The organism is Thermomonas sp. (genome assembly GCF_023953935.1).
Lineage (GTDB): Bacteria > Pseudomonadota > Gammaproteobacteria > Xanthomonadales > Xanthomonadaceae > Thermomonas.
The window spans coordinates 225,333-248,895 of the sequence record NZ_JAMLIW010000002.1; the positions used below are offsets into that span (position 1 = coordinate 225,333).

Annotated in this window: 20 protein-coding genes; 3 read left to right on the plus strand and 17 right to left on the minus strand. The window is 63.5% G+C overall.

Annotated features, from left to right (window positions below; all coding sequences use genetic code 11):
- Positions 1-213: 213 nt before the first annotated feature.
- Positions 214-696, minus strand: a complete 483-nt coding sequence (locus tag M9902_RS03845) for a peptidylprolyl isomerase (protein ID WP_297172116.1) — start codon at positions 694-696, stop codon at positions 214-216.
- Between the two features lie 61 nt (positions 697-757).
- On the opposite strand from M9902_RS03845, the gene M9902_RS03850 reads away from it, so the two are divergent.
- Both M9902_RS03850 and M9902_RS03855 read left to right on the plus strand, forming a co-directional pair.
- The gene (locus M9902_RS03850; protein ID WP_297172119.1) at positions 758-1,306 is read left to right on the plus strand and encodes a C40 family peptidase; all 549 of its coding nucleotides are present in this window, start codon (positions 758-760) and stop codon (positions 1,304-1,306) included.
- Positions 1,307-1,560: 254 nt separating this feature from the next.
- Positions 1,561-2,307 carry a C40 family peptidase gene (locus M9902_RS03855; protein WP_297221258.1) on the plus strand — a complete coding sequence of 249 codons (747 nt, stop codon included), beginning with the start codon at positions 1,561-1,563 and terminating at the stop codon, positions 2,305-2,307.
- A gap of 104 nt (positions 2,308-2,411) precedes the next feature.
- Here the strand turns inward: M9902_RS03855 and M9902_RS03860 are convergent, their stop codons facing one another.
- From M9902_RS03860 to ssb, 11 genes are all read right to left on the minus strand, one after another.
- The gene (locus M9902_RS03860; RefSeq protein ID WP_297172125.1) at positions 2,412-2,894 is read right to left on the minus strand and encodes an acyl-CoA thioesterase; all 483 of its coding nucleotides are present in this window, start codon (positions 2,892-2,894) and stop codon (positions 2,412-2,414) included.
- A 288-nt stretch (positions 2,895-3,182) separates the two neighbouring features.
- The gene (locus M9902_RS03865; protein ID WP_343231869.1) at positions 3,183-3,908 is read right to left on the minus strand and encodes a DUF6602 domain-containing protein; all 726 of its coding nucleotides are present in this window, start codon (positions 3,906-3,908) and stop codon (positions 3,183-3,185) included.
- Positions 3,905-4,660, minus strand: a complete 756-nt coding sequence (locus M9902_RS03870; RefSeq protein ID WP_297221260.1) for a hypothetical protein — start codon at positions 4,658-4,660, stop codon at positions 3,905-3,907. Before M9902_RS03870 ends, M9902_RS03865 begins: the two co-directional genes overlap by 4 nt.
- A complete protein-coding gene (locus M9902_RS03875) occupies positions 4,657-7,008 on the minus strand; it encodes a type I restriction endonuclease subunit R (protein WP_297221261.1) in 2,352 nt (783 codons plus the stop codon). The genes M9902_RS03870 and M9902_RS03875 overlap by 4 nt, the downstream gene beginning before the upstream one ends.
- On the minus strand, positions 7,005-8,213 hold the full coding sequence (locus M9902_RS03880) for a restriction endonuclease subunit S (RefSeq protein WP_297221334.1): 1,209 nt from the start codon (positions 8,211-8,213) through the stop codon (positions 7,005-7,007). The genes M9902_RS03875 and M9902_RS03880 overlap by 4 nt, the downstream gene beginning before the upstream one ends.
- Positions 8,213-9,670, minus strand: coding sequence for a type I restriction-modification system subunit M (locus M9902_RS03885; protein WP_297221262.1), 1,458 nt, complete (start codon positions 9,668-9,670; stop codon positions 8,213-8,215). The genes M9902_RS03880 and M9902_RS03885 overlap by 1 nt, the downstream gene beginning before the upstream one ends.
- Before the next feature lie 69 nt (positions 9,671-9,739).
- Positions 9,740-10,192 carry a hypothetical protein gene (locus M9902_RS03890; protein WP_297221263.1) on the minus strand — a complete coding sequence of 151 codons (453 nt, stop codon included), beginning with the start codon at positions 10,190-10,192 and terminating at the stop codon, positions 9,740-9,742.
- Between the two features lie 6 nt (positions 10,193-10,198).
- On the minus strand, positions 10,199-12,046 hold the full coding sequence (locus M9902_RS03895; protein WP_297221264.1) for a hypothetical protein: 1,848 nt from the start codon (positions 12,044-12,046) through the stop codon (positions 10,199-10,201).
- Positions 12,039-13,562 (minus strand): site-specific integrase, encoded by a 1,524-nt coding sequence (locus tag M9902_RS03900; RefSeq protein WP_297221265.1) that lies wholly within the window; start codon positions 13,560-13,562, stop codon positions 12,039-12,041. The genes M9902_RS03895 and M9902_RS03900 overlap by 8 nt, the downstream gene beginning before the upstream one ends.
- 43 nt (positions 13,563-13,605) lie before the next feature.
- Positions 13,606-14,943, minus strand: coding sequence for a site-specific integrase (locus tag M9902_RS03905; RefSeq protein ID WP_297221266.1), 1,338 nt, complete (start codon positions 14,941-14,943; stop codon positions 13,606-13,608).
- Between the two features lie 125 nt (positions 14,944-15,068).
- On the minus strand, positions 15,069-15,581 hold the full coding sequence (gene ssb, locus M9902_RS03910) for a single-stranded DNA-binding protein (protein ID WP_297172128.1): 513 nt from the start codon (positions 15,579-15,581) through the stop codon (positions 15,069-15,071).
- Between the two features lie 142 nt (positions 15,582-15,723).
- On the opposite strand from ssb, the gene M9902_RS03915 reads away from it, so the two are divergent.
- Complete coding sequence (locus tag M9902_RS03915) at positions 15,724-16,713, plus strand: polyprenyl synthetase family protein (protein ID WP_297221267.1); 990 nt, start codon at positions 15,724-15,726, stop codon at positions 16,711-16,713.
- Between the two features lie 9 nt (positions 16,714-16,722).
- On the opposite strand, the gene M9902_RS03920 is transcribed toward M9902_RS03915, so the two are convergent.
- The 5 genes from M9902_RS03920 to M9902_RS03940 form a co-directional block, all read right to left on the minus strand.
- Positions 16,723-17,022 (minus strand): hypothetical protein, encoded by a 300-nt coding sequence (locus M9902_RS03920; protein ID WP_297172133.1) that lies wholly within the window; start codon positions 17,020-17,022, stop codon positions 16,723-16,725.
- Positions 17,023-17,135: 113 nt separating this feature from the next.
- Complete coding sequence (locus tag M9902_RS03925; protein ID WP_297221268.1) at positions 17,136-17,918, minus strand: dienelactone hydrolase family protein; 783 nt, start codon at positions 17,916-17,918, stop codon at positions 17,136-17,138.
- Between the two features lie 98 nt (positions 17,919-18,016).
- Positions 18,017-19,411, minus strand: a complete 1,395-nt coding sequence (murD, locus tag M9902_RS03930) for a UDP-N-acetylmuramoyl-L-alanine--D-glutamate ligase (RefSeq protein ID WP_297221335.1) — start codon at positions 19,409-19,411, stop codon at positions 18,017-18,019.
- A 4-nt stretch (positions 19,412-19,415) separates the two neighbouring features.
- The gene (gene murL / locus M9902_RS03935) at positions 19,416-20,882 is read right to left on the minus strand and encodes a UDP-N-acetyl-alpha-D-muramoyl-L-alanyl-L-glutamate epimerase (RefSeq protein WP_297221269.1); all 1,467 of its coding nucleotides are present in this window, start codon (positions 20,880-20,882) and stop codon (positions 19,416-19,418) included.
- Between the two features lie 24 nt (positions 20,883-20,906).
- Complete coding sequence (locus tag M9902_RS03940; protein WP_297221270.1) at positions 20,907-23,510, minus strand: bifunctional aspartate kinase/diaminopimelate decarboxylase; 2,604 nt, start codon at positions 23,508-23,510, stop codon at positions 20,907-20,909.
- Positions 23,511-23,563: the final 53 nt, after the last annotated feature.

A 23,563-nucleotide genomic window follows, 5' to 3' on the forward strand; every position in this document is an offset into this window, starting at 1 on the left:
GGAAACCGGAGAGAACCCGACAGTCATGCAGCAACCCCCGACCCTGATTGGCCTCTACTCGCCCTGTTTGGACCCTAATGCTGCGCCTGTGGGGCATGCATGTGCAGGATGTCACGCCGACTTCTTGCCCGGCAAAGCAAACGGCCCGCAACGCGGGCCGTTTCGTCATCCACGGTCAGGGGAACCCCGGGCCGATCGCCCGCCCACGTTGGATCAGTGGTGGTGCCCACCCGCACCGTGCACATGGCCGTGCGCCAGCTCTTCCGCGCTGGCCTCGCGCACGTCGACGATCTCGATGTCGAACTCCAGGTCCTTGCCGGCCATCGGATGGTTGAGATCCACATCAACCACGCTCATGCCGACCTTTTCGATCACCACCGCACGCGGCCCGTGGTTGGTGTTGAGCACGATCTGCATGCCGGGATGCAACCGCTGCGCGCCAAAATGCTTCTTGGGGATCCGCTGGGTCAGCCCGTCGCGGCGCTCGCCATAGGCTTCGGCCGCCGTCACCGCGGCCTTGAAGCTGTCGCCGGCTTCATGGCCCTCCATCGCCTTCTCCAGGCCCGGGATGATCTGACCGCGCCCGAACAGCACCGCCATCGGCTCGCCGGCGTCCTTCGAGCTCTCGAGCGCCTCCTTGCCGGCTTCGGCAACGCTGTAATGGAAACTCACGACCCGGTCTTTTTCGATCTTCATGAAACTCCTGCCATCGGTTGGGCGCTTGCCGGCGCGCCATATTGGGCCGACACTGCGCGGGATGAGACCAGCCGACTGCAATCAGCGACCGGATGCGCATTATCGACGCTGCGCGCTGCTGTTGCCATCGCTGCTCCTGCTGGCCGGCTGCTTTGGTGGCAAGCAGGTTGTCGAGGCGCCGCGCCCGGCGGCCGGCCGACACGCCTGGCCGGTGGTTGCCCCGGCCGATCCGGCCAAGGCCAACGCGGTGCTGATCCGCGCCATCAGCCTCGTCGGCACGCCCTACAAATGGGGCGGCAACACGCCCGAAGGCGGCTTCGATTGCAGCGGGCTGGTCAACTACGTGTACCGGGACATGCTCAACATGCGCCTGCCGCGCACCACCTCGGAACTGATCAAGCTGCAGGGCCCGCGGATCCAGCCCGGGCAGCTGGCCGGCGGCGACCTGGTGTTCTTCGGCGCGGGCGGGAAGGTCAGCCACGTCGGCATCTACGTGGGCGAAGGCCGCTTCGTCCATGCGCCCAGCAGCGGCGGCACGGTTCGGCTGGACCGCTTGGACGACACCTGGTGGCGCGATCACTACAGCGGTGCGCGGCGGCTGCTGTTCTGAACGGTGCGAGCACGCGGCAGAAACGCTGCGCACGCATGGAGCTGCGCCTTCGATCACAAACCCGCCATCTGGTAGGAACGCAAGTTCAGTCCGGTTCCGGCCAAGCTCAGGGCAAGAATTTCGCCCATTCATATAAATGAATTGGTGAAATTCGCAATCCAACCCATTCATACTTCTATGAAATAACGAAATCTGAACCCTTTGCCCGGCGCAGGTCGGCATAGTGCAGCCTGATTTTTCATCGTGATGACTGCGTGAAGACAGACCCACTGCCACACCACCATCCCGCTCACCCCGCCAGGGGGGCAGTCCGCTTGCTTTCAGCCTTGCTGCTCGCTGCCGCAGGGCTCCCGGCGATAGCCAGCCAGCCGCCGTCCGCCGCATCGACCAGCGCCACCGAGCCGGCGGCGGCCGAAACCGTGACGCTGGCAGTCACCGCCATCCCGCCCGCGCTGGCCCAGCGGCCAGCCGAGGCCGCCACCGTGACCCCGGCCCAGCCCACTCCCGCCGTCCCTTCGCTGTCTTCCGAACTGGCCGTCCCGCGCTTGGCCGCGATCACGCCGGAAGCGGCACGCACGGTCCAACCCGCACGTGCGCAGGCCGCCGCCAGCAACGACCGCTCGCTGGTGCGCACGGTCATGCAGCGCGCCTTCACCCTGCTCGGCACCCCGTATCGCTGGGGTGGCACCTCGCCGGAAAGCGGCTTCGACTGCAGTGGCCTCGTCGGCTACGTGTTCCGCACCATCGGCATCGATCTGCCGCGGGTGTCGCGGGCGATGGCCGGTGAAGGGACCCCGGTGTCCGATCGCAGCGCGCTGGCCGAGGGCGATCTGGTGTTCTTCGGTCGCCGCGGCCACATCGACCACGTCGGCATCTACATCGGCAACGGCATGTTCCTGCACGCCCCGCGCACCGGCCGCGATGTCACCGTGTCCAGCCTGGCCTCGGGCTACTGGTCGCAGAAATTCCTCGAAGCCCGGCGTCTGGCGGTCGGCAGCTGAGGCAGCAAGCCTGTTCCATGCACCAAAACGCCGCCGTCGGGCGGCGTTTTCGTCTCCGGCATTCCAGCACTTGGCACGCGCCTCCCGGACGCCCGCCCGGCTGCCTAGCGATAGCGCGCCACGGTTTTCTCGACATCCTTGCCCAGCGCCATGACCTGCTGGGCGTACTCGGAAAGACGCCGATCCTCGTCCGTTTGCGGGGTCCACGGCGGCACGGCCGTCGAGGCACCCTCCGGACCGGCCAGTGCCACGAACACGATCACGCAGTGGGTGCACAGTCGGGCGCTGCCGGCATCGCCGCGCGGATCACGGGCGCGCACATCCACGGCAAAGTGCATCGACGTGGTGCCGGTGAAGATCAAAGTGGCATGGACGCTGACCAGGTCACCGATACGGATCGGCGCGACGAAGCGGATGCCGCCCACTGCCACCGTCACGCTGTAGCAGCCGCTCCAGCCGACCGCCGCCGCGTAGCCGGCCTGGTCGATCCAGCGCATCACCTGCCCGCCGTGGACCTTGCCGCCGAAGTTCACGTCCGACGGCTCGGCGAGGAAACTCAGGGTCAACTGGCGCTGCTGCCCGCTCATGCCCACTCCTTGTTCCGCCCAAAGCCGCAAGCGCGGGCCGCGCCCTGCGCGCTGGATGGTGCGCTGGATAGTGTCTCAGAACGGTTGTGCACACATACTCAGCTCTCGATCACCAAACCTGACGCGCAAGCACCTGAATGTGCATCTATTTTCCAAAGACTTTCTCACCCCCACCCTCTCTTTTGGTAGAGAACCCGACGACATCTCTAAGCACTGTACCTTTTGCTCAACCATCTCGGTTAGTCCGACGCCCCCTCCTTAGCATCCGTGGAAAGCAAGCGAGGCCACTCAGGGGATGTGCCTTGCGTAAGCTCGAACATCGAGCATCGGAACCGTCGCCATAGCCTGCAGCCGTGCAATGAGCTCGAACAGGAATCGGGTCGCTGGACGAGTTGCGGCCTGCAGGCTGTAGGAGCTTGAGGTCTCATCGAACGTAAAGAGTCCACCTTCAGCTACACAGCCCAGATCCAGCCGGCCATCACCTAGATCGCTCCTTAGATGCTTTTCCATCGTGTCGCCGAACTGCGGTGACCACGAACAGTTCAGCGTCAAGAGGCCGCCAAGTATGTGAGGGGGTGCCTTGGGACTCTTGGGGCCATCGACGGTGGGGACCGGCATGCTGGTCCGGTGTAGACGACGTACGCTCAAGACCTTCTGCTGGGCATACTGAATGTGCCCGGCGGTCATCTCTTGCTTGGCTTCAAACACCGCGTAGATGCTTTCGGCCGGCACCACCAAACTGCCCTTGAAGTCGAAGACTAGCGGCGAGTACTGGCGATCGTGAATGACAACATCGATCTGCTCGCTGAACGAGCCCTCGCTGTCGACGACGTGGGCCTTGGTGGCTCTGTAGCGGAGAGGTAGGTGCTTGTTCAGGACCTCGATCCACACGGACTCGCTCGCATCTCCCACCTCCGTGGGATGGCCTATAGCTGTGCGTGCGCGTCGAAGGTCATCCTCTACCGACTGGTGAAGATGATCAAACAGTCCTGGGAGTGACCATGAACCACTCATGCGAACTCGGCCCCCCAACTACTCTGTAGCGCTGCTCGTGCCGCACTGGCGATGCTGCGCTTTTCGTTCGCCGTTAGGTCATCCGAGATGATGTTGTTGGTATTGGAAGGATCGACGAACCTTGCGCCTTCGAGGCTATCGCGGAGGAACTCAAGAGCGACCACCACATTGCTAGACAGGTTGCCGGTCAAGCGCCCATGAAGTGCACGGATGGCAGCAAGCTCCAAGTAGAAGGACGGAAAGGTGAGGCCTCTACGGTTGCGCCAGATCTTGAGCAGGCGGATCTCGTCAGTCCTCCCAGACTGAGATACAGCGGCGATGTGGCGAGAGACGTTTGTTTGCAGGTGGCTCTGCCGCTTGTTGCTGTAGAGCCAGTGATCGTTGCCGTAGGCGCTTTGTCTGCGACCCGGCACGACATCCACGTCATAGGACCCAATACGCATCCCGATAGATACGTTTTGCTTCCTTGGCTTGAAGCCTGCTCCATCAAGCGCGTTGAAGAGTGTCTGGTAGATATTGGATAGGGTGTGCTCGGTAGTTGAGGACAACGAAACGAACAGATCAATGTCTGTACCGGACCGAATGGCCGTGCCTTTCGCGAACGAACCACTTGGCTCGACGCACAGGACCAGTTGCCCACCCCACTTATTGATCGTCGGCTCGAGCAACCCCTGCACCTGGCGGACGGCAGAGTAGGGCCCGGCATCAACAGCGTACTGGGCGAGAACCTGTCGTAGATAGTCGTCGCTCATGGCACGGCACCTTCCTGGCCATACAGATGCCGCTGGAACCCGACGAACACCTGGCGCACCTGCTCCGGCTTTCCAAGCTCGGCGAAGGCATCATTCAGCGCCTTGTACCGAAGCCGCAGCAGCGGTGAGAGCTTCTCCGCGTCGAGTTCGTCGACTCCCTGCTTGACGTACTGCGCGAGCACGAAGTCGATGAAGGCCTGCTGCTTGTCGGTGAACTCGCCGGCGGACGCGGCACGTGCCGCTTCGGCTCTGGCCTCGCGCGTCAGCGGATCTCGTGCGTACGCCACGTAGGCGAGCACATCGAAGAGGTCGCTCTTCTCGGCTTCGATGATCTTCTGCATCTCGGCCAGCGGCTCTTTGCCGAAGCCACGATCCGCTAGATCAGCCAGCAGCTTCTTGCGGGTCTCTGGCGCGCTCCAGATGCGGCGCAGCTCGTCCTCGTCCTTGAAGAACTCGGGCAGGGTGCCGAACAAGGCTTCGAGGAATTGGGCCGCAGACATGGGCCGCCCATCCGCACTCCAGAACGTCGTCGCGCTCATGCTCTGGATTGCGCGAGCCTTGCCGTCGGCCAGCTTGACCTGGACCTTCTGCTTCGGCGCCTCTGGCTCGCCTGGCGGCAGAGGATCGGGCTCGCCGGGCTCTCCCGGCTCGCGCGGCCCCCTGGGCTCTCCGGGCTCTCCGAGCTCCGGTTCCTGCGGCTCTCCGTCCCACTCCGGGTCGTTGAAATGGTGGTGCGCCTTCACGAAGTCATAGATCGTGAAGTGGTCCTTGCCGTCGTACAGGCGGGTGCCGCGGCCGACGATCTGCTTGAACTCGATCATCGATCCCACCGGGCGCATCAGCACGATGTTGCGCACGTTGCGCGCATCCACCCCGGTTGAGAGCTTTTGCGAGGTGGTCAGGATCGTCGGGATGGTCTTCTCGTTGTCCTGGAAGTCGCGCAGCGCCTGCTCACCCCGTGCACCGTCATCGGCCGTGACGCGCACGCAGTAGTCGGGATCCTTGCTCGCCTTCAGCTGATTGATCAGGTCACGCACCATCAGCGCATGCGGCTGTGTCGCGCAGAAGACGATGGTCTTCTCGCGCTGATCAATCATCTCCATGAAGAGCTTGACCCGGTATTCCTCGCGCTCGGGGATAATGATCACGCGGTTGAAGTCGCCCTCGACGTAGCGCTTTCCGGGGACAACCTCGCCCTCGACGATCGCATCGTCCGGCGTGTAGGTGTAGTCGTCGATCGTCGTGGCGATCTGCTTGACCTTGAAGGGCGTCAAGTAGCCGTCGTTGATGCCCTCCTTCAGCGAGTAGGTGTAAACCGGCTCGCCGAAGTAGGCATAGGTGTCGGTGTTGCCCCGGCGCTTGGGCGTGGCGGTGAGGCCGAGCTGCACGGCCGGGGCGAAGTAGTTCAGGATCGCGTGCCACTGGCCTTCGTCGTTGGCGCCGCCCCGGTGGCACTCGTCGATGACGATGAAGTCGAAGAAGTCCGGCGGGTATTCGCCGAAGTAGGGCGAGGGCTGGCCATCTTTGGGCGGGCCGCTCATGAAGGTTTGGAAGATCGTGAAGAAGATGCTGCCGTTCTTTGGCACTCTCCCCTTCTTCTTGATCTCGTCGGGCGCTATGCGCACCAAAGCATCGTCGGGGAAGGCTGAGAAGGCGTTGTAAGCCTGGTCGGCCAGGATGTTCCGATCGGCCAAAAACAGAATACGGGGCCGGCGTGAAGGCTCGCCATCCCCTTTCCAGTCGGTCAGGTTCCAGCGGCTCTGGAAAAGCTTCCAGGCAAGCTGGAAGGCGATCGCCGTCTTGCCGGTGCCAGTGGCCAGGGTAAGCAGGATCCGCTCGCGCCCCTCGGCGATGGCTTCGAGCACGCGTCGGATCGCGATCTCCTGGTAGTAGCGGCTCTCCCAGGCGCCGCCCTTGTCCTCGTAGGGCACGGCGGCGAAGCGGTCGCGCCAGGCGTTGGCCTCGGCAAAGGACTTGGCCCAGAGCTCGTCGGGGGTCGGGTAGGCGGCGACATCGCCCTCCTCGCCCGTGGCCATGTCCACGCCGTAGATGGCTTGGCCATTGGTGGCATAGGTGAAGCGCACGGCCAGTTTCCTGGCGTACTGCTTGGCCTGCGCCAGACCCTCCGTGTAGGGCTTGTCCCAGGCCTTAGCCTCGATAACCGCGAGCTTGGTGTTCCGATAGATCAGCACGTAGTCGGCGATCTCCGCCCTTGCGCGCTGGCCCTTGCCCTGCAAGCGGCCGGGCGCGATGACCTCTCGGCGGATGCGGCTGCCTTCGACCACGCCCCATCCGGCCGCCTGAAGCGCGGGGTCGATATGTTCGGCGCGGGTGTCGGCTTCGTTCATGCCACTGCTTCCAGTTGCCGGTCGGTTGCCTTGCCCGTGAGCTTGCCGGTGAAGGCCTGGTGCAGCAGGGACTTCTTGAGCTCGTCAAGGGCGGCAGTCTTGCGATCAGCGAGATCGGCCAGATCACGGGTCGCAGTTGTCAGAGCCTCGATCCTGGCGACACACTGCTCTTGGGTATCACGCGGCGGTAACGGGACAGCGACCTCAGCCAGCATGCCTTGATTGAGGCTCTTGATGTTGAGCCCATTCCCGCCGTCAATCAGTTTGCGGCGCACAACACGCGACCTCAGAAACTGACAGACATATGGCGGAACTGCTCTGCCGCGATCGACACTGATCCGAATAGTGAATCCGGAGTGCGTGACAGGCTCTCTCAAGCCTCCCACAACCATGCAACGCCCAATCAACTCCGGATTGCCGTTGGATCGAACGGTCAAGATGTCGCCCTCGGATACCGCGTCGTTGGGACTCAGATCACCGTCGAGCGTCACCACGTCTAGGTCATCAAGTGGGGCCCAGAAGTGGCTCTGGAAGTCCTTGACACCGATAATCCTGATGGAGCAGCCGTTGCTTCGCTTGGTGAAATTGACACCATTCCGGAAAGTCGCCAGTTCGCCAAGATGAATAGGCTCCGCACTGTTCGCGAGGTCTGCGAAGATCGCATCGTGCTGCTGCTCGAACACCTCCCGCGCGTTCTGCAGGTTCTTCTCGGTGTTGGCCTTGGCCGTGGCGATGGCCTCAAAGGCCTCGTCGAGGATGGCGACTATGCGGCGCTGCTCGGGGAGGGGTGGCGCCACGATCGGCAACGCCTCTATTTCCGCCTTGTTGATTGATGCAAAGACCGCCCCTTCCTTCCCTGCGATCCGGTCTTGCATACCGAGCAACTGGTAGAAGAGGAAGTCGGCGTCCATGCTGTTCCGGCACCGAATGGCCGCAAGCCCGCGGCCGATGCAGACCTTCTCTCGAGTGAAGTTGACTGGGCCGACAGGCGCCCGAACCGACATGAGGATGTCGCCGGGCAAGGCCTCCTTGGTGACTTGAGTGGTCCACTTCGTAGGCGGCTGAAGTTCCGAGGCACCAAAGTCCTTCTTGCCTTGATAGAACGGCAAGCCGTTGCCGTCTTGGTTATAGAACCGGCCATCCGGTGATTGCCCTGCAATCACTTGCGCATGCGCTCCCAAGGGAACAGCTTCCGTCCACCCCATCACGCCACCAGCTCCCGGATCGTGGCCAGGGCCTCAGCACTCTCAGCATCGAGCGCGGCGATCTCGTCGAGGATTTCCTGCGGGCTGCGCAGCGTGACCACTTCGCCGGCATTCGGGTTCTTGACCGACAGGTCATATGTGGTCGTGTCGATACTGGCCGCGTCCAGCGTCCAGCTCTTTGGCGAGGCCGCGAAGCTCTTCTGCAGATCGACGAACTCCACCAGATCGGCGTCGTTAAGCGCTGTGGTCTTGCCTAGGCTGCGGCCCGGATCGAGCTGGTAGTACCAGACCTGGCGCGTCTTGGTGCCCTTCTCAAAGAACAGCACGACGGTCTTCACGCCGGCGCCCTGGAAGGTGCCGCCGGGGCAGTCGAGGATGGTGTGCAGGTTGCAGCTCTCCAGTAGCAGCTTGCGCAGGCTGGTCGAGGCGTTGTCGGTGTTCGAAAGGAATGTGTTCTTGATGACGATCGCACCCCGGCCCCCAGCCTTCAGCGTCTTGATGAAGTGCTGCAGGAACAGGAAGGCCGTCTCGCCGGTCTTGATGGGGAAGTTCTGCTGGACCTCCTTGCGCTCCTTGCCGCCGAAGGGCGGGTTGGCCAGGATCACGTCGAAGCGGTCCTTGTCCTGAATGTCGGCGATGTTCTCGGCCAGCGTGTTGGCGTGGATGACGTTGGGCGCCTCGATGCCGTGCAGGATCATGTTCATGATCGCGATCACGTAGGCGAGGCTCTTCTTCTCCTTGCCGTAGAACGTGCTCGTCTGCAGGGTCTTGAGGTCGGCCGTGGTCAGGCTCGGCCGGCTGGAGAGGTACTCAAAGGCCTCGCACAGAAAGCCGGCCGAGCCACAGGCGCCGTCATAGATCCGCTCGCCGATCTTGGGCTTGACCACCTTGATCATGGCGCGGATCAGCGGCCGGGGCGTGTAGTACTCGCCGCCGTTCCGGCCGGCGTTGCCCATGTTCTTGATCTTGGCTTCGTAGAGGTGCGAGAGCTCGTGCTTCTCGCTCTGCGAACCGAAGCGCAGCTCGTCGACGTGCTCGATCACGTCGCGCAGGTTGTAGCCGCTCTGGATCTTGTTCTTGATCTCGCCAAACACCTCACCGATCTTGTACTCGATGGTGTTCGGGCCGCTGGCGCGCTGCTTGAAGCCTGCGAGATACGGGAAGAGCCTGCCGTTGACGAAATCGCGCAGGTCGTCGCCCGTGAGCGCCGCGTTGTGGTCGAGCTTGCCGTCCGGCCCCTTGGGTGCGGCCCAGCTCTCCCAGCGGTAGGCCGGCTCGATGATGTAGCGGTAGGGCTTGCCTTCAAGCGCGGCCTCGCTCGCCTTGTCGGCTTCAAGCGCGTCGAGGTACTTCAGGAACAGAAGCCACGAGGACTGCTCGGTGTAGTCGAGCTCGCTGGTACAGCCGGCATCCTTGTGAAGGATGTCGTCGATATTCTTGAAGGTCTGTTCAAACATGGTGGATCGATTCCGTGATCAACACTCGGCGCCCAATATCTTCCATCTTCCACAAATTCATCTGTCCACTCACGACTTCTTCGCTTCCTTCGACTTCTTCTTCCCGCGCTTCCGTCCTGCTCGGTTCATTTCGGGCAGGGGCTTATCCCAAGCCAACAGGTCCATTCTGACGTTATTGGCGTAGGCGTTGTATTGCCACCGCCGAAACTGGTCGAGGAGCCTATTGTTGGTCTCCTCGAGCCGCTTGACCTGCGCCTCAAGGTCGGAAATACGCCGGGTGGCCGCCTCCAAGGTGAAATCCCTTGGCAGTGCCTGCTTTACCTCCCGCAAGTCCTTCTGGCGCTGCTGAAATCGCTCTTTGATCGCGGGATACAGGTACATGGTGTGCTTGGACACCGAGCCAACATCGAGGATCTTTGCGATGCGCTCGCAGAATAGCGGCCATGTGAGCTTGCCCTCCCAGCGATCCAGCTCGCGCATGACCTTGGGCAGAGTCGCCTTGGTAATGATCTTCTTAGGCATAGGGAATCAGGCCAGAACCAACGGGATTGCCTTCGGACTTAGGGCCTCCAAGGAGGGCACCTCAATCACGCCAAGGTCCATGAGTGCGCGCCGCACTGGCGAGGGGTCGTGCTCGTCAGGTATCCGCAGCACCGCCCCCTCTGGAACGCTCGGGTGCTCAAGCGCCATTCGCATGGCCCTGACATGCGCAAGCTTCCATTTGTGGTTGTCCACCCAGCGGTCTGCCCCAAAATCGCCGTCTTCATGGGCCTTCTGAGCACACTCAAGCAAGAGCTCGGTCTGCGCTTCCAGCAGGAGGATGCGTTCCAGTGTGACGTAATCACCTTTGATGCAGACATGCTCCTTGCAGGTCATGCACTCGCGATGTTTCTGACACGGCGCCATGGCGTAGTCGTGAACGCACATGCCGTAGAGCGTGGCCTTGGCCGTACCCAATCGATCCACACCAAGTTCCTGGTAGGCGACTGGCTGGCGATGCTTGATGCGCTCCAGCAGTGGGGTCGGCTGAATGGGTAGCAGCTTCTTTGCTTCCTCAAGGCGCTCCTCGGGGGTGCGGTGGTCGTAGTGCCGATTGTCAGCGACTCGCGCGCGACCTGCCCATTGAGCAAGGGTGTAGTCATCCATCCCGGCCCGCTCTGACATGGTGCTCAGCCAGTGGCGAAGTTGGTGCGACGTTAGCTTGATGGGAGAGCCATCAGCACGCTGCAGGCTATAACGCTGAAAGAGTGATTCGATCAATCCAGAGCCCAAGCGTCTGTTTACCTCGTTGGCATCGGGAACTCGCCAGGAGTCCTCCCGGATGGCCCGATCCCGACTAAACTCGTTCTTCCGATGGAGACACAGCGCGTCCCAAGTCTTTAGGGTCTTCTCTTCGTCCAGGTAGGGCCAGTAAATGCCCCCAAACTCTTCGACACTGGCCAGTGCGCCTGCCTCCGGCGACCCATCTGCGTGCTTGAATGCCTGACGTGCTGCTTCACGCGCGGGCCCGCTAATCTCAACCAGCCTTCGCACAGCCTCCTGAACGACCTCATGCATAGCGGGCACGACCCACTTCTTGGTTGTCCCCTTACCCTTGGCCGCACGCCAGCGCATGAACATTTGAGGCTGTCCACGTTCGTCGCTCTCCCACTGAACACAGTCGATAGGAAGCTTCAAGACCTCTGAAATGCGACTGGGCGCGACCATCAGGAGGATGAAGATAGACGAATAGAATCGACTTTCCGTGTCGTCCGCGAGCGCAAAAAGGTCAGCGACGGCAAGCATGTCGTCATTCGTCGGAAGCTTTGCCGCGCGATGTGCCTGTCCCGCCTCACCCAAATCCTCAGTGAGGATAACTGGCTTCTTGAATGGTGACTTCCAAGCCGGAAGCGACGGAACTAGGCGCTTCTCCCGCATAAAGTCAAAGATCGCTTGGATCTTCCTTCCTGTATTGCACTGAACCTCCGCGCTGAAATAGAACGCCCTACACTTATCGGCACACACATCCATGACAGCCGCGCTTAGAAGTGAAATTTCCGCACGGCCACATGCAGACAATAGGCCGGCCTCCACACAACGGAGAGCCTGCACTGTACTGCTAAGGTCTTTGACTGGATTTTGGCTGTAGCTGTACCGAACGTAGGCTTTGGCGAATTGCTTGAATGGATCCGCCAGAGGCGTAAAGGAATAGCTGTCGAGCGGAGCCGTTTTCGTGGCGAAGACAACGGCGGTCTCGTTGTGCTTCCACTTGTCCTTATCCCAAGCCCCCCCGCTAGCGAAGGCGGTCAGATCTTCCCTCGCCAGCCGGATGAACTCAGCGAGATTGGCGCTGGCATCTCGGTCGGCGCGAGGCACGAACTGAACGATCTCACCCATTGCAGTCAGCCTCCAAAAGGCGCACGTCGATCAAGCGCGTCTTAGCCTCCTTGCACATCGAGACGCAGTGCTCGACAGCCAAGATCAACTGGTCGTTGGCATTGACCACGACCTCCGGACAGCCTGCCGCCCTGACACGGTCTTTCTCAGCATAGAGGTCTGCCAATACTTCCTCATGCGGGCCATCGACCCATGGCTGGAAGTGGTAGCAGGTGTAGCAGGCGCGGAACCCGCTGGCGCAGAAACCGTAGTTCCCGCAGTTGCCTACGGGGTGCTGCCGATCATTGGGCACGCGGCTTCGCGGATCGTCACCTCGGATTGCCTCACGCTCCGAGTACACCAACTTGCCGAGGCAGGCCTGCGCAAAGGGAGCGAGCTGAGCCCCCACCAGCTCATTGATGACCACGGCTTCTTGCGCCGTGTTCTCGGTATATACCCCCACGTTCTGGATGTCGGAGTGATCCAACAACTCGGCAATGATGAAGGCACTGAAGCCTTCGCGCCGGAGCTTGGTCCCGCGCGTGTGCCGGAATCGGGTTGCCGACAGGCGAATGAACTCACCGGTGCGCTCTGAACGTGCTGTAGAGGCTTTGGCACAACGCTGCAGGGCCTGCCTAAGCTGTGCCGTTGTCGCGTGCAGCAGGTCCGGGGCGCGCCCGGCCAGGCAATCCTGAAGCTCATCGACACGGTGGATGTCTTTGAGGCTGTTCCGGTTGATGAATATTGGCACCTCGTCCGCCAATTCCGGGGCGAGTGCCATTCCGATGGCTTCTGAGACTGCGGCAACGGACTGTTGGTGCTGGGCCCTCAGGACCAGAAAGAGGTCTTCAAGGATGGCCAAGGACCGAAAGGTCCCGCGAAATCTCCCACCTCGCTGCTTGGCTCGCGGGATATTCAACCTGTAGAGAGGTGCCCCCTCGCCAGCCACTTGACCCAGATCCCGTCCCCTGAGCGCTGCGATCTGAACGGGGCGTCGCGCCGTCATCACTAGAGAAAGCAGGTACGCGTAGTCTTCGAATGCAATGTGCTTGCGAACCACCGCCATGTTTGCCCAATCCAGCAAGGCCGCCATTTCAAGGTCGGTCAAGGGTCCCGTCTCGGGGCATCCACCGGCAACGGCAGCGCCCTTCTCGTTACCCTTGATTCGCCAGCCTTCGAGCAGGTCAACGACCTCCTTGGAAACCCCTTCAAACCCATAGTCGGCCCAGGCAAGGAGGAATCCCTTCAATCCACCCAGTTGCCACTGCTCATCAGTGCCCAAGCTGGCGCGCCAGTTGATGAGATCGACCGAGGTCACTCTCACAGTCCCAGTGTCCCTAAGAAATCGCTTGAATCGCGTCTCCATGTTGCGTGCGTGACGCGCCGAAGCCTCTTCGGCGTAGCGCCGCAAGGTGGCGCGGAATCCCGCCTCGGTTTCAGGCTCTACCGCTGTTGGAAACACCAGTGAGAGCTGCACGTCTTTGTTCAGTCGCCAATGATCGGCGGATGCGTCGAACGAGTACCCGTCCTTGGACACCGAAGGTGCGGGCAGCCTCTTCCCGACACTTGGCGGCGCAGCCTTAACGCGACTCATCGCCGTCCTCCCCTAGGTCCTTACCGCACTCGATCCCTGCCTGCACCATCCGTGCCGCCTTGTCGCTGGCTTCACGGATGTGACGTCGGTTATACCTTGTCCCCGAAGCCTTGCTCCGATGGCCATTCAGGAAGGCGCGCACGTCCAGCTCCCGGGCCTCACTGATTGGCGACGAATCAGATCCAGTTTCCTTCGCCCGCGCCTTGGCATTGTTCTCATCAATACTGACGGACAGCTCATAGTTGAAATGGTGTCGGAAAGCATGGGTGTGGATAGCCGCAAAGGCCGGATCGACCTTCCTCATCCGATCGAACATTTGGTTTAGCGCAGAGATTGACAGCGGTTTTCCCCAGCCCCTGCTCTTGTGATGGGACACAAATAGGTATGGGTGCTTTCTGGCCGGGCCAATCTTGGCTCGGACCTGAAAGATGTATCGATCAATCTGGTTTGTCAGTGACTCTGACAACGGCAGCGGCCGCTCTTTGGTCTTGGCTACCGGCTGATAACGTCGCGAGTCATGCGCGTCGTCCTGGTTGCGCCGAACCCAAACATGCGGTTCGTGCCCCAGATCGAACTGATCAATGCGAAGGCTGAGCAACTCCCCTCGCCGCATGCCGGTAAGCCGGGCCATGCCGAAGATGATTGCGTTGCGTAGTTGGACGCTGGGATCCCGGAAAGGATTGCGTGGATCACCTTCCGCCCCTACCGCCATGAAGCGGTCAACCAGCTCCGTCGGTGGCGATCTGAGTTCCTTATCCTCATCAAGTTGCTTAGCCAGCCCTTTGGGCCGGTGTTTGCGAATGGTCTTTGCCATCCGCGCGATTTCCTGCGCAACCTTGGGTGAATTCTGGTGCTGCGTGACGACGGAAGCCGTAAATTCCAGGTAATCCGCGAAGGTACTGAGGCGATTGAAGTGCTGCTGACCACCAATTGTGGGTTGAGTCTGCTTCCGTGCAACCCTGGCCTCGATAAAGTCGATGACTCCATCAGACTGTGGTGATGCCCTTTCTCCATCGGACTGCCAATGCCGCATGTCGAGCTTGGCGAAGTCGCGTAGCGAGTCCACATCCGCGACGGTGAGGAAGCGACTGCTGCGAAACTCCGCGATCAAGTCCCGCCCGTGTGTCTGTTCCCAGCGCATGAGCACGACGAGATCAGACAGCTTGTTGCGGATTGTGTTGACGGCAGCTCCAGCATTCCGGAGTTGGCTTGTCGCGAACAGCGTCGGATAGAAGAGGGGCACGCCCTGCTCATCGTGGAGCATCGGGACTCGCTCACCCTCGCCAAGCACATGAACTGACAGCGTAGGCATTGCTTTATTCACCGATTAAAGCATATGTACGACTATACAGTTCTTTTTCGACTCCGCAAGATGCTCATGAAACAGAAAAGGCCCCGTAGTGACGGGGCCTTTCTGACTCTTTATCAACGCCTCTACGGATGTGTTCGCTAGAACGGGATATCGTCATCGGCAAACGGCACATCGTTGCCGAACTCGGCCGGCTTCGACGGAGCCGCGCCGGATTCGCCGCGCGGCGCCGGAGCGCTGCGCTGCGGGCGCTCGCCGCCGCCACGCGAGTAGCCACCCTCTTGCGAGCCGCCGCCACGTGCGTAGCCGCCGCCTTCACCGCCACGGCCGCCCAGCATCTGCATTTCGTCGCAGATGATGTCGGAGGTGAAGTGCTTGACACCTTCTTTTTCGTAGGAGCCGTACTCAAGGTGCCCCTCGATGTAGACCTGCCCGCCCTTGGTCAGGTATTTGCCGGCGGTCTCGGCGGTCTTGCCGAACACCTTGACCCGGTGCCATTCGGTTTTTTCCTGCCAGTTCCCGTCGCGATCCTTGCGCGATGAGGTGGTGGCAATGCTCAACGTGGTCATCGCCGCACCGCTTTGGGTATAGCGGACCTCTGGATCGCCGCCCAGATTGCCAATCAAGATGACCTTGTTCACGCCGCGTGCCATGGCTCTTCCTTGTCTCGTATCGCCCCGATCGGGCGTGACCATTGAAGTATAGCCGGGCGGCCCGCGCAGCCGGCAAAACCCGCGAATCGGGGTCGGAAAATGCCGCATTCCTTATACTGGGCGGTCGAATTCGAGTCTGCCCATGCCTGCCTCCCCCGCCGCACCCGACCTGAAGACGATCCAGGCCCTGACCGCGCCCGACATGGCGGCGCTGGACGCGCTGATCCGCAAGCGCCTGGATTCGGACGTTGTCCTCATCCGGCAGGTGGCCGAATACATCATCGGTGCCGGCGGCAAACGTCTGCGGCCGATGCTGCTGCTGCTGTCCGCACGCGCGCTCGGCCACGGCGGCGCGGACGTGCACCAGCTTGCGGCGGTGGTCGAGTTCATCCATACCGCCACCTTGCTGCACGATGATGTGGTCGATGAATCCGACCTCCGCCGCGGACACCAGACCGCCAATGCCGTCTGGGGCAACGCCGCCTCGGTGCTGGTCGGGGATTTCCTGTATTCGCGCAGCTTCCAGCTGATGGTCGAACTGGACCGGATGCCGGTGATGAAACTGCTGGCCGACACCACCAACACGATCGCCGAAGGTGAGGTGCTGCAGCTGCTGCACGTCCACAACCCGGACACCGACGAGGCCGCCTACCTGCGGGTGATCGAGCGCAAGACCGCGATCCTGTTCGCGGCGGCGGCGGAATTGGGCGGCCACCTGGCCGGCGCCGATGCCGCGACCTGCACCGCCCTGCGCGGCTACGGCCTGAATCTCGGCTACGCCTTCCAGATCGCCGACGATGTGCTGGACTACGCCTCGGATGCGGCCACGCTGGGCAAGAACCTCGGCGATGACCTCGCCGAAGGCAAGGCCACCCTGCCGCTGATCCACGCAATGGCGCATGCGGACGCCGACACGCGCACCGCACTGCGCGGCATCATCGAACGCGGCCACCGCGACGGTCTGGCGGTGGCGCAGGCCGCGATCCAGCGCTGCGCCAGCCTCGACTACAGCCGGCAGCGGGCACAGGCCTACGCGGACGCGGCGGAAAACGCGCTGGGCGCGCTCCCGGACACCCCGTTCACGGACGCCTTGCGCGGGCTGGCGCGTTACGCACTCGGGCGCGATCACTGAGCGCCATGTTCAAAACCCCGGTGTCTGCCAATAAGCCCAGCTCACCCACGCCATCGACGCCAGCAGCAGGAACGCCCACACGCGCAGGAACGTGGCCATTCCGGCCAGCGGCGCATAGCGGCCATCGGCAAGATCGTGGCGCCGCATCAGGTTGACCAGATGGCTGTGGCCGTTGAACGCGGTCCAGAACAAGGACGGCTTGCCGATCTCCCGCGACAGCGCGGGGTCGGCCTTTTCCAGTGCCAGGTGGAACCGGAACAGGGCGAAGAACCAGACCACAAACACCAGCGCCATGACAATGACTGCCACTTCCAGCATCACGCCACCGCCTGTGCATACGGGAAGTCGGCGCTGCCCGACCGTTCGGGTGCGGGCGATGTGGCGAGGATCGTCATCTGCCGCGTGCTGTCCATGCCATCACCTCACCTGTTCGACGCGAACCGCTCGGCAAAGAATGCGTGCATCATCGCGTAGGCCCGCTTGGCCGCACGCGGGTCGTATTTGCAGCCGGGGCGGTTGGCGATTTCCAGCGCGAAGCAGTGCACCGCGCCGCCGAAATTGACGAACTGCCAGTCGGCGCCGGCTGCCGTCATTTCGTCTTCGAACGGCTGCACAGCTGACCTCTGGGTCAGGTCGGAGGCGCCGTTGAGTATCAGCAGCGGGGTCTTGACGGCCCCGGGCAGTGCCGGCGACCGTGTCTGCAAGCCCCCGTGGAAGGTGACGATCCCGGCCAATTGCGCGCCACTGCGCGCCAGTTCCAGCACCGACGAACCGCCAAAGCAGAAGCCGAATGCGCCAATCCGGCTGGTATCCAGCGGCACCCGCCCGGCCTGCGCCTTGAAGGCCGCCAGTGCTGCCTGCATGCGTGTCCGCATCTGCTCGGGCTGCGACAGCAAGGGCAACACCAAGCCCTGGGCCTGGCCGTCGCTTTGCGGCCGCACGCCCTTGCCGTACATGTCAACCACGAACACCACGTACTCGCGCCCGGCCAGCTGGCGCGCCTTGTCCAGCGCCGACGCCGTCACGCCATACCAGTCCGGCACCATCAGCAGGCCCGGCCGCTTGGCGGTGATGGCATCGTCGTAGACCACGTAGCCCTGGAACTGCGTCTGGCCCGACGTCCAGGCCACGGCTTTGGTCTGCATCTTCGCCAACCCCGGCAACGAACACAGCAGCAGGATAACGACGGCAAGCAAGCGGCGCATGGAAGTTCCCCGCGAAGATCCCGATACGCTAACCGAGCGGGATTCAGCGCGCGTGAAGTCCGCGGCGGCGGAAGGCGCGCCGCCGTCCGCCGGGAATCTCAAGCAATCCCCATGCCGGCAATGCCGGCAATCGCGTCCGGGTCGAAGCCGGCCAGCCGTGCGAAATGGCGTCCACGCTCGACGTAATTGCGGTACGGGCCGAAGCTGGGCGCACCGGGCGACAACAGGATTACCCCACCTGCGGGCAGCGCTGCACGCGCCGTTGCCACCGCGTCGGCAAGATCGTTCGCGGCTTGCAGCACGAAGCCCGAGGCCGAAGCGATGGGTGCGAGCAGAGAATGAATTCGCGGCCCGTTCTGACCCATCGTGACGATGGCCTTCGGCGCACGCACGCGCATCGCCTCGGCGAATTCGTCCCACGGCAGGCCGCGATCGTGGCCGCCGACCAGCACCGCCACCGGGCGCTGCGCGTACAACTCCAACGCCGCCAGCGTCGCCATCGGCGTGGTGCTGATGGAATCGTTGACGTAGAGGATGCCGTCGCGTTCGCCCAGCGGCTGCAGGCGGTGCGGCAGCGGGCGGAAGTCCAGCGCGTGCGGCGCCAGCGCCACCGCATCCAACCCGAAGGCTTCCAGCGCGGTGAGCACGGCGCACAGGTTGCTGCGATTGTGCTGGCCGGGCAGCGGCAGCGCGCCGGTGTCCATCACGAGGCGGTCACCGCGAAAAAGCGCATCTTCACGCAGATGCCAGCCCTGCGCATTGCCATACCAGCGGATCTCGCTGTCCGGCAGGCGCAACTGCGCCAGCAGTGGATCGGCGGCGTTGAGCACGGCGAACCGCGGCTTCGCTTCCGTCACCAATGCCAGCTTGTCGGCGTAATAGCGCGCCTCGCTGCCATGCCAATCCAGATGCTCGGGATGCAGGTTGGTGACGATGGCGATGTGCGGATGCGCACCCGATGCGGCCACGTCGCGGGTCTGGTAGCTGGAGAGTTCAATTGCCCAGGCATCGGCCTGTGCACCCAGCAATTCCAGCAGCGGCACGCCGATATTGCCGGCCAGGGCCGTGCGCAGCCCCGCTGAACGCAGCAGGTGCGCCAGCAGCGCGGTGGTGGTGCTCTTGCCCTTGGTGCCGGTGACGCAGAAGGTGCGCGCCATGGTGCCGTCTTGCGCATGCTCGGCAAACCACAGCGCGGTGCCGCCGAGGAAGCGCGTCCCGTGCTGCGCGGCCTGGATGGCTTCCGGCTTGTTCGGACTGATCCCCGGGGATTTGATGACCACATCGAACGCCGACAAGGCCTCGCCCGTTGCCTCGGTTTCGACCTGCAACGCCGCATCGCCCAGCGCCGCCGCTTCGGCCGCCTCGGCGTCGCTGCACAGAAGGGTCAGCGGCTGCTGCGGCAGGCGCGTGCGCAGCGCATGGTAAACCGCATGGCCCTCGTGGCCCCAGCCCCACAGCGCCAGCCGACGCCCGGCCAGGTCGCCAAAGCGCAAATGCTCAGGCAGCGAAGCGGTCACGCAGGCGCTCCCACAGCGCGGCGGGAATGCGGCGTTCGTCGTGCAGCGCCAACAGCGGTTCGACCGCCAGTTCCGCAGGATCGAGCTGCGGCGCGATCAGCTTGGCGAAACGCTTGATCACGGCGTCCTCGCGCCATTCCGGGCGCTGTGCCAGCGCCGCCATCGCCGCGCGCGATTCGCGGCCTTCGCCCACGCATTCAAACGGCTTGTGGTTGCCGAATTCAAGCAAGGCGTCATAGCCGGGGATCAGGTCCGGATCATCCAGCAGGTTGCGGCCGACAATCCCGACCAGCCGCAGCTTGGGCAGGAACGGCGCCAGCGCGAGGAACACGAACAGGCACTTCGGACAGACCCCGCACCAGCGCGAGGTCGGGCGTTCGCCAAGGATGTGGAAATTGCGGTTGCAGCTGGAAAAGCAATCGTCATAGCGGTCGCTTTTCGCGAACTGGCGCGCCACCGCCAGCTCGGAGAGCGGCCGCAGCAGCGAGTAATAGTCCAAGTCGGCGGCGACATGGCGTTGCAGGTGCTCGCCGAACGCGGCCTCGAACGCCCAGCCCTTCGACCATTGGTGGTTCACCTCGCCGGTGCCGGGAATCAGCGAACCGTAGCTGGCCGAACGCTCGTTGGAGAACACCACCTGATTCACGCCCAGCAGCACGGCGGCGAATGCCAGGATCGCCGAATTCACCGCGGTCACCGGGATGTGCCCATTCCAGGCACCCCGGCGGTTGAAGTCGAACAGCTGCGGCGCCAGCTGGCGGCCGATGTTGAGGGTGGGCAGGCCGGTGCGCGCCGCGCAGGCGGCGATCAGCTGCGAGCCGCCGATCCAGGTGACGGTTTGTTCGACGCCCGCGCCGCGCAGCGCTTCGATACTGACCAGCGAGTCCTTGCCGCCGCCGATGGCGACCAAGGCATGCGGGCGCAAGCCGAGCGCGGCTGGCAAGCCCCTCTCCCCCCGGGAGAGGGGTTGGGGTGAGGGTTCGGACTCGACCGATACTGCATCGGAGACAGCGCTATCACCCCTACCCTCACCCCCAGCCCCTCTCCCGGGGGGAGAGGGGAGCAGAGCGGGGAAGCGAATCCTGTCACGCAACTCCAGCCCGTTGCGGTAGGCGAATTCGCCCAGGCCGTTGCGATAAATCAGCTCCAGCAGCGCGGCGGTGGCGGCATCGATGCCCTCGTCTTCGATGCGGATTTCGGCCGGCACCGCCGCCTTGTAATAGCTCACTCCCGCGATCAGATGCAGCAGGCGCAGCGCGCGCTGCGCGGCGGCGGCGCGGGCGTCGTCCATGACAAAGGGCGCACCCGGCACGGTGACGGTTTCGACCAGCTCCGGGCCGTCGTCGAAGACATAGATCAGCTGCGCAACGCCGGTGCGCGCATCGAAGCGGCTGCGCACGAAGCGGAACGTGCGGATCTGATCGCGGTGGAAAGTCCAGTCGGTCATGGCGTCTCGTGCGGCCCGGCCCCGTTACAGGATGTCTTCCGCCGGCAGCGTCCGCAGATTGTAGGCGCTGGCCATGGTGAAACCGTAGGCGCCGGCGTCGGCGATCAGCAGCACGTCGTCGGGCGCGGTGGCGGCCGGCAGCTTGACCCGATGGCCGAACACGTCGCTGGATTCACAGATCGGCCCGACCACGTCGAAGTCTGCGTGTGCGTCCGCCTCCAGTCGCGACAGGTTGGCGATGTCGTGCCAGGCGTCGTACAGCGCCGGGCGAATCAGTGCGTTCATGCCCGCGTCCAGCCCCACCCGCACCACGTCGTCTTTCTCGACCACCTGGGTGCAGCGCGCCAGCAGCACGCCGGCCTCGGCGACGAGGAAGCGGCCCGGTTCGATCGCAAGCGCAAACTCCGGATGCACGGCCTTGATCTCGGCCAAGCCGGCGGCCCAGCCAACGAGATCGAAAGGTTCGTCATCATCGGTGTAGGGAATCGGCAGGCCGCCGCCGATGTCGAGCACTTCGACGCTGCCGATCCGGCGCGCGAAGCCTGCCAGCTCGTCGACGACTTCCTGCCAATGGCCCACGGTTTCGATGCCGCTGCCCAGATGCGCGTGCAATCCAGTGATGCGCACGCCCAGTGCGCGCGCGGTTTCGGCGAATTCGTCCACCCGCTGCGCCGACAGGCCGAACTTGGCCTCCTTGCCGCCGGTGTTGACCTTCTCGTGGTGGCCATCGCCATGACCGAGGTCGATCCGCAGCCACAGCGCGTGGTTGCGAAACACCTCGGGCCAGCGCCACAACAGCTCGACGTTGTCGACCGTCACCGTCACGCCCTGCGCGAGCGCGGCGATGTATTCGTCGATCGGCGCAAAACTCGGGGTGAACAATACCCGCTCCGGCGTCAGCGTCGGCACGGCGGCGAACGCGCGCTCCACCTCGCCCAGCGACACGCATTCCAGCCCAAAGCCTTCCTCGACCAGCGCCCGCAGGATCGCCGGATGGGAATTGGCCTTGATCGCGTAATAGCGGCGATCCACCGCCGCCACTGCAGCCAGATCACGCGCGCGCTGGCGCACCAGCGGCAAGTGGTAGACATAGCGCGGAGTGCCGGCGGCAGCGCGGTCCAACAGGGCATGACGCTGTTCCGGAGATCTCCACCACGGTACCGGCCGCGCCCGGAACGTGCCTTCGATCTCGCGCCAGCGCGGGCCGAACACATCGCTCTCGTGCACCGGCATTGCGCCGGAATCGATCAGCGCCGCGTGCAGCTTGGGCAGCATGCCGTCGGCCATCGCCTCATCGACCACGAAGGTCAGGTTGAGGTCGTTGGACGATTGCGAAATCAGGTGCACGCGCTCGCGCCCGAACATCGCCCAAACATCCTGCAGTTTGTGCAAGAGCGAGCGAATGCCGCGGCCGACCAGGGTGATCGCGGCGCACGGTGCAATCACCTTGACCCGGCAGACCTGCGCCAGATCTTCCGACAGCCGCGCCAACACGTCGGTGCTGATCAGGTTCTCGAACGGATCCAGCGAGACCGTGACGTTGGTTTCGGCCGAACCGATCAGGTCCACCGACAGGCCGTGGCGTTTGAAGCGCTCGAATACGTCGGCAAGAAAGCCGACCTGTTGCCACATCGCCACGCCCTCCATCGACACCAGCACGATGCCGTTGCGGCGGCTGATCGCCTTGACCCCGGGCACAGGTTCGGCGGCATCATCGATGCTTGTGCCCGGCAGCTGCGGGCGGCCGGTATCGAGGATGGCCATCGGCACACCGGCGTTGCGGCAGGGCCGCAGCGAGCGCGGGTGCAGCACCTTGGCGCCGGTGGTGGCGATTTCCTGCGCTTCGTAATAGTCCAGCCGGGTCAGCAGGCGGGCGTCCGGCACCTCACGCGGGTTGGCGCTGAACATGCCGGGCACGTCGGTCCAGATCTCCACCCGCTGCGCGCCGAGCAGGGCGCCGAAATAGGCGGCGGAGGTATCGGAACCGCCGCGCCCGAGGATCGCGGTGCCGCCCTCGCCGTGGCGGGCGATGAAGCCCTGGGTGATCAGCAGCTGCGTTGGCTGCATCGCGAAGCGTACGCGCCAGTCGCCTTCAGCCTGCCACTGGCAGTTCACCGACAGCCGCTGCGCCCAGGCGCTCTGGTTGGGCTGCGGCGGCAGCGCGGCGAGCCAGTCGCGCGCATCCAGCCAACCGATGTCGAGGCCACGCGCGCGCAGGTAGGCAGCACCAATCGTCGAAGACAGGAGTTCGCCCTGCCCCAGCACTTCGGCCTGCCAGTCCAGTGGTCGCGACTCGGCGCGCGGGTCGGTCAGCAGTCCACGCAGTGCGGCCAAGCGTTCACCCAGTACGGCATCGGCGTCCAATTCAAGGTCGGCGAGGAAGTCGCGGTGGCGCTGCTCCAGCGTTGCCACCCGCTGCGCGCTGTCAGCGGCGCCATCGGCAATTGCGGTCAGTGCATTGGTGACACCCGACAGCGCCGACACCACGACCAGCACCCGCGCGTCATGGTCACGGGCGCGACCGGCGGCAAGCGCGCCGATATTGTCCCAACGCGCGCGCGCGGACACCGAGGTGCCGCCGAACTTGAGCACCAGCCAGCGCGGCGCGGGAGCGGTGGAAATGGACATCGGTCGATGCAGGGCGAAAGAAGGCCCGCGAGCGCGGGCGATGGCTCATTCTA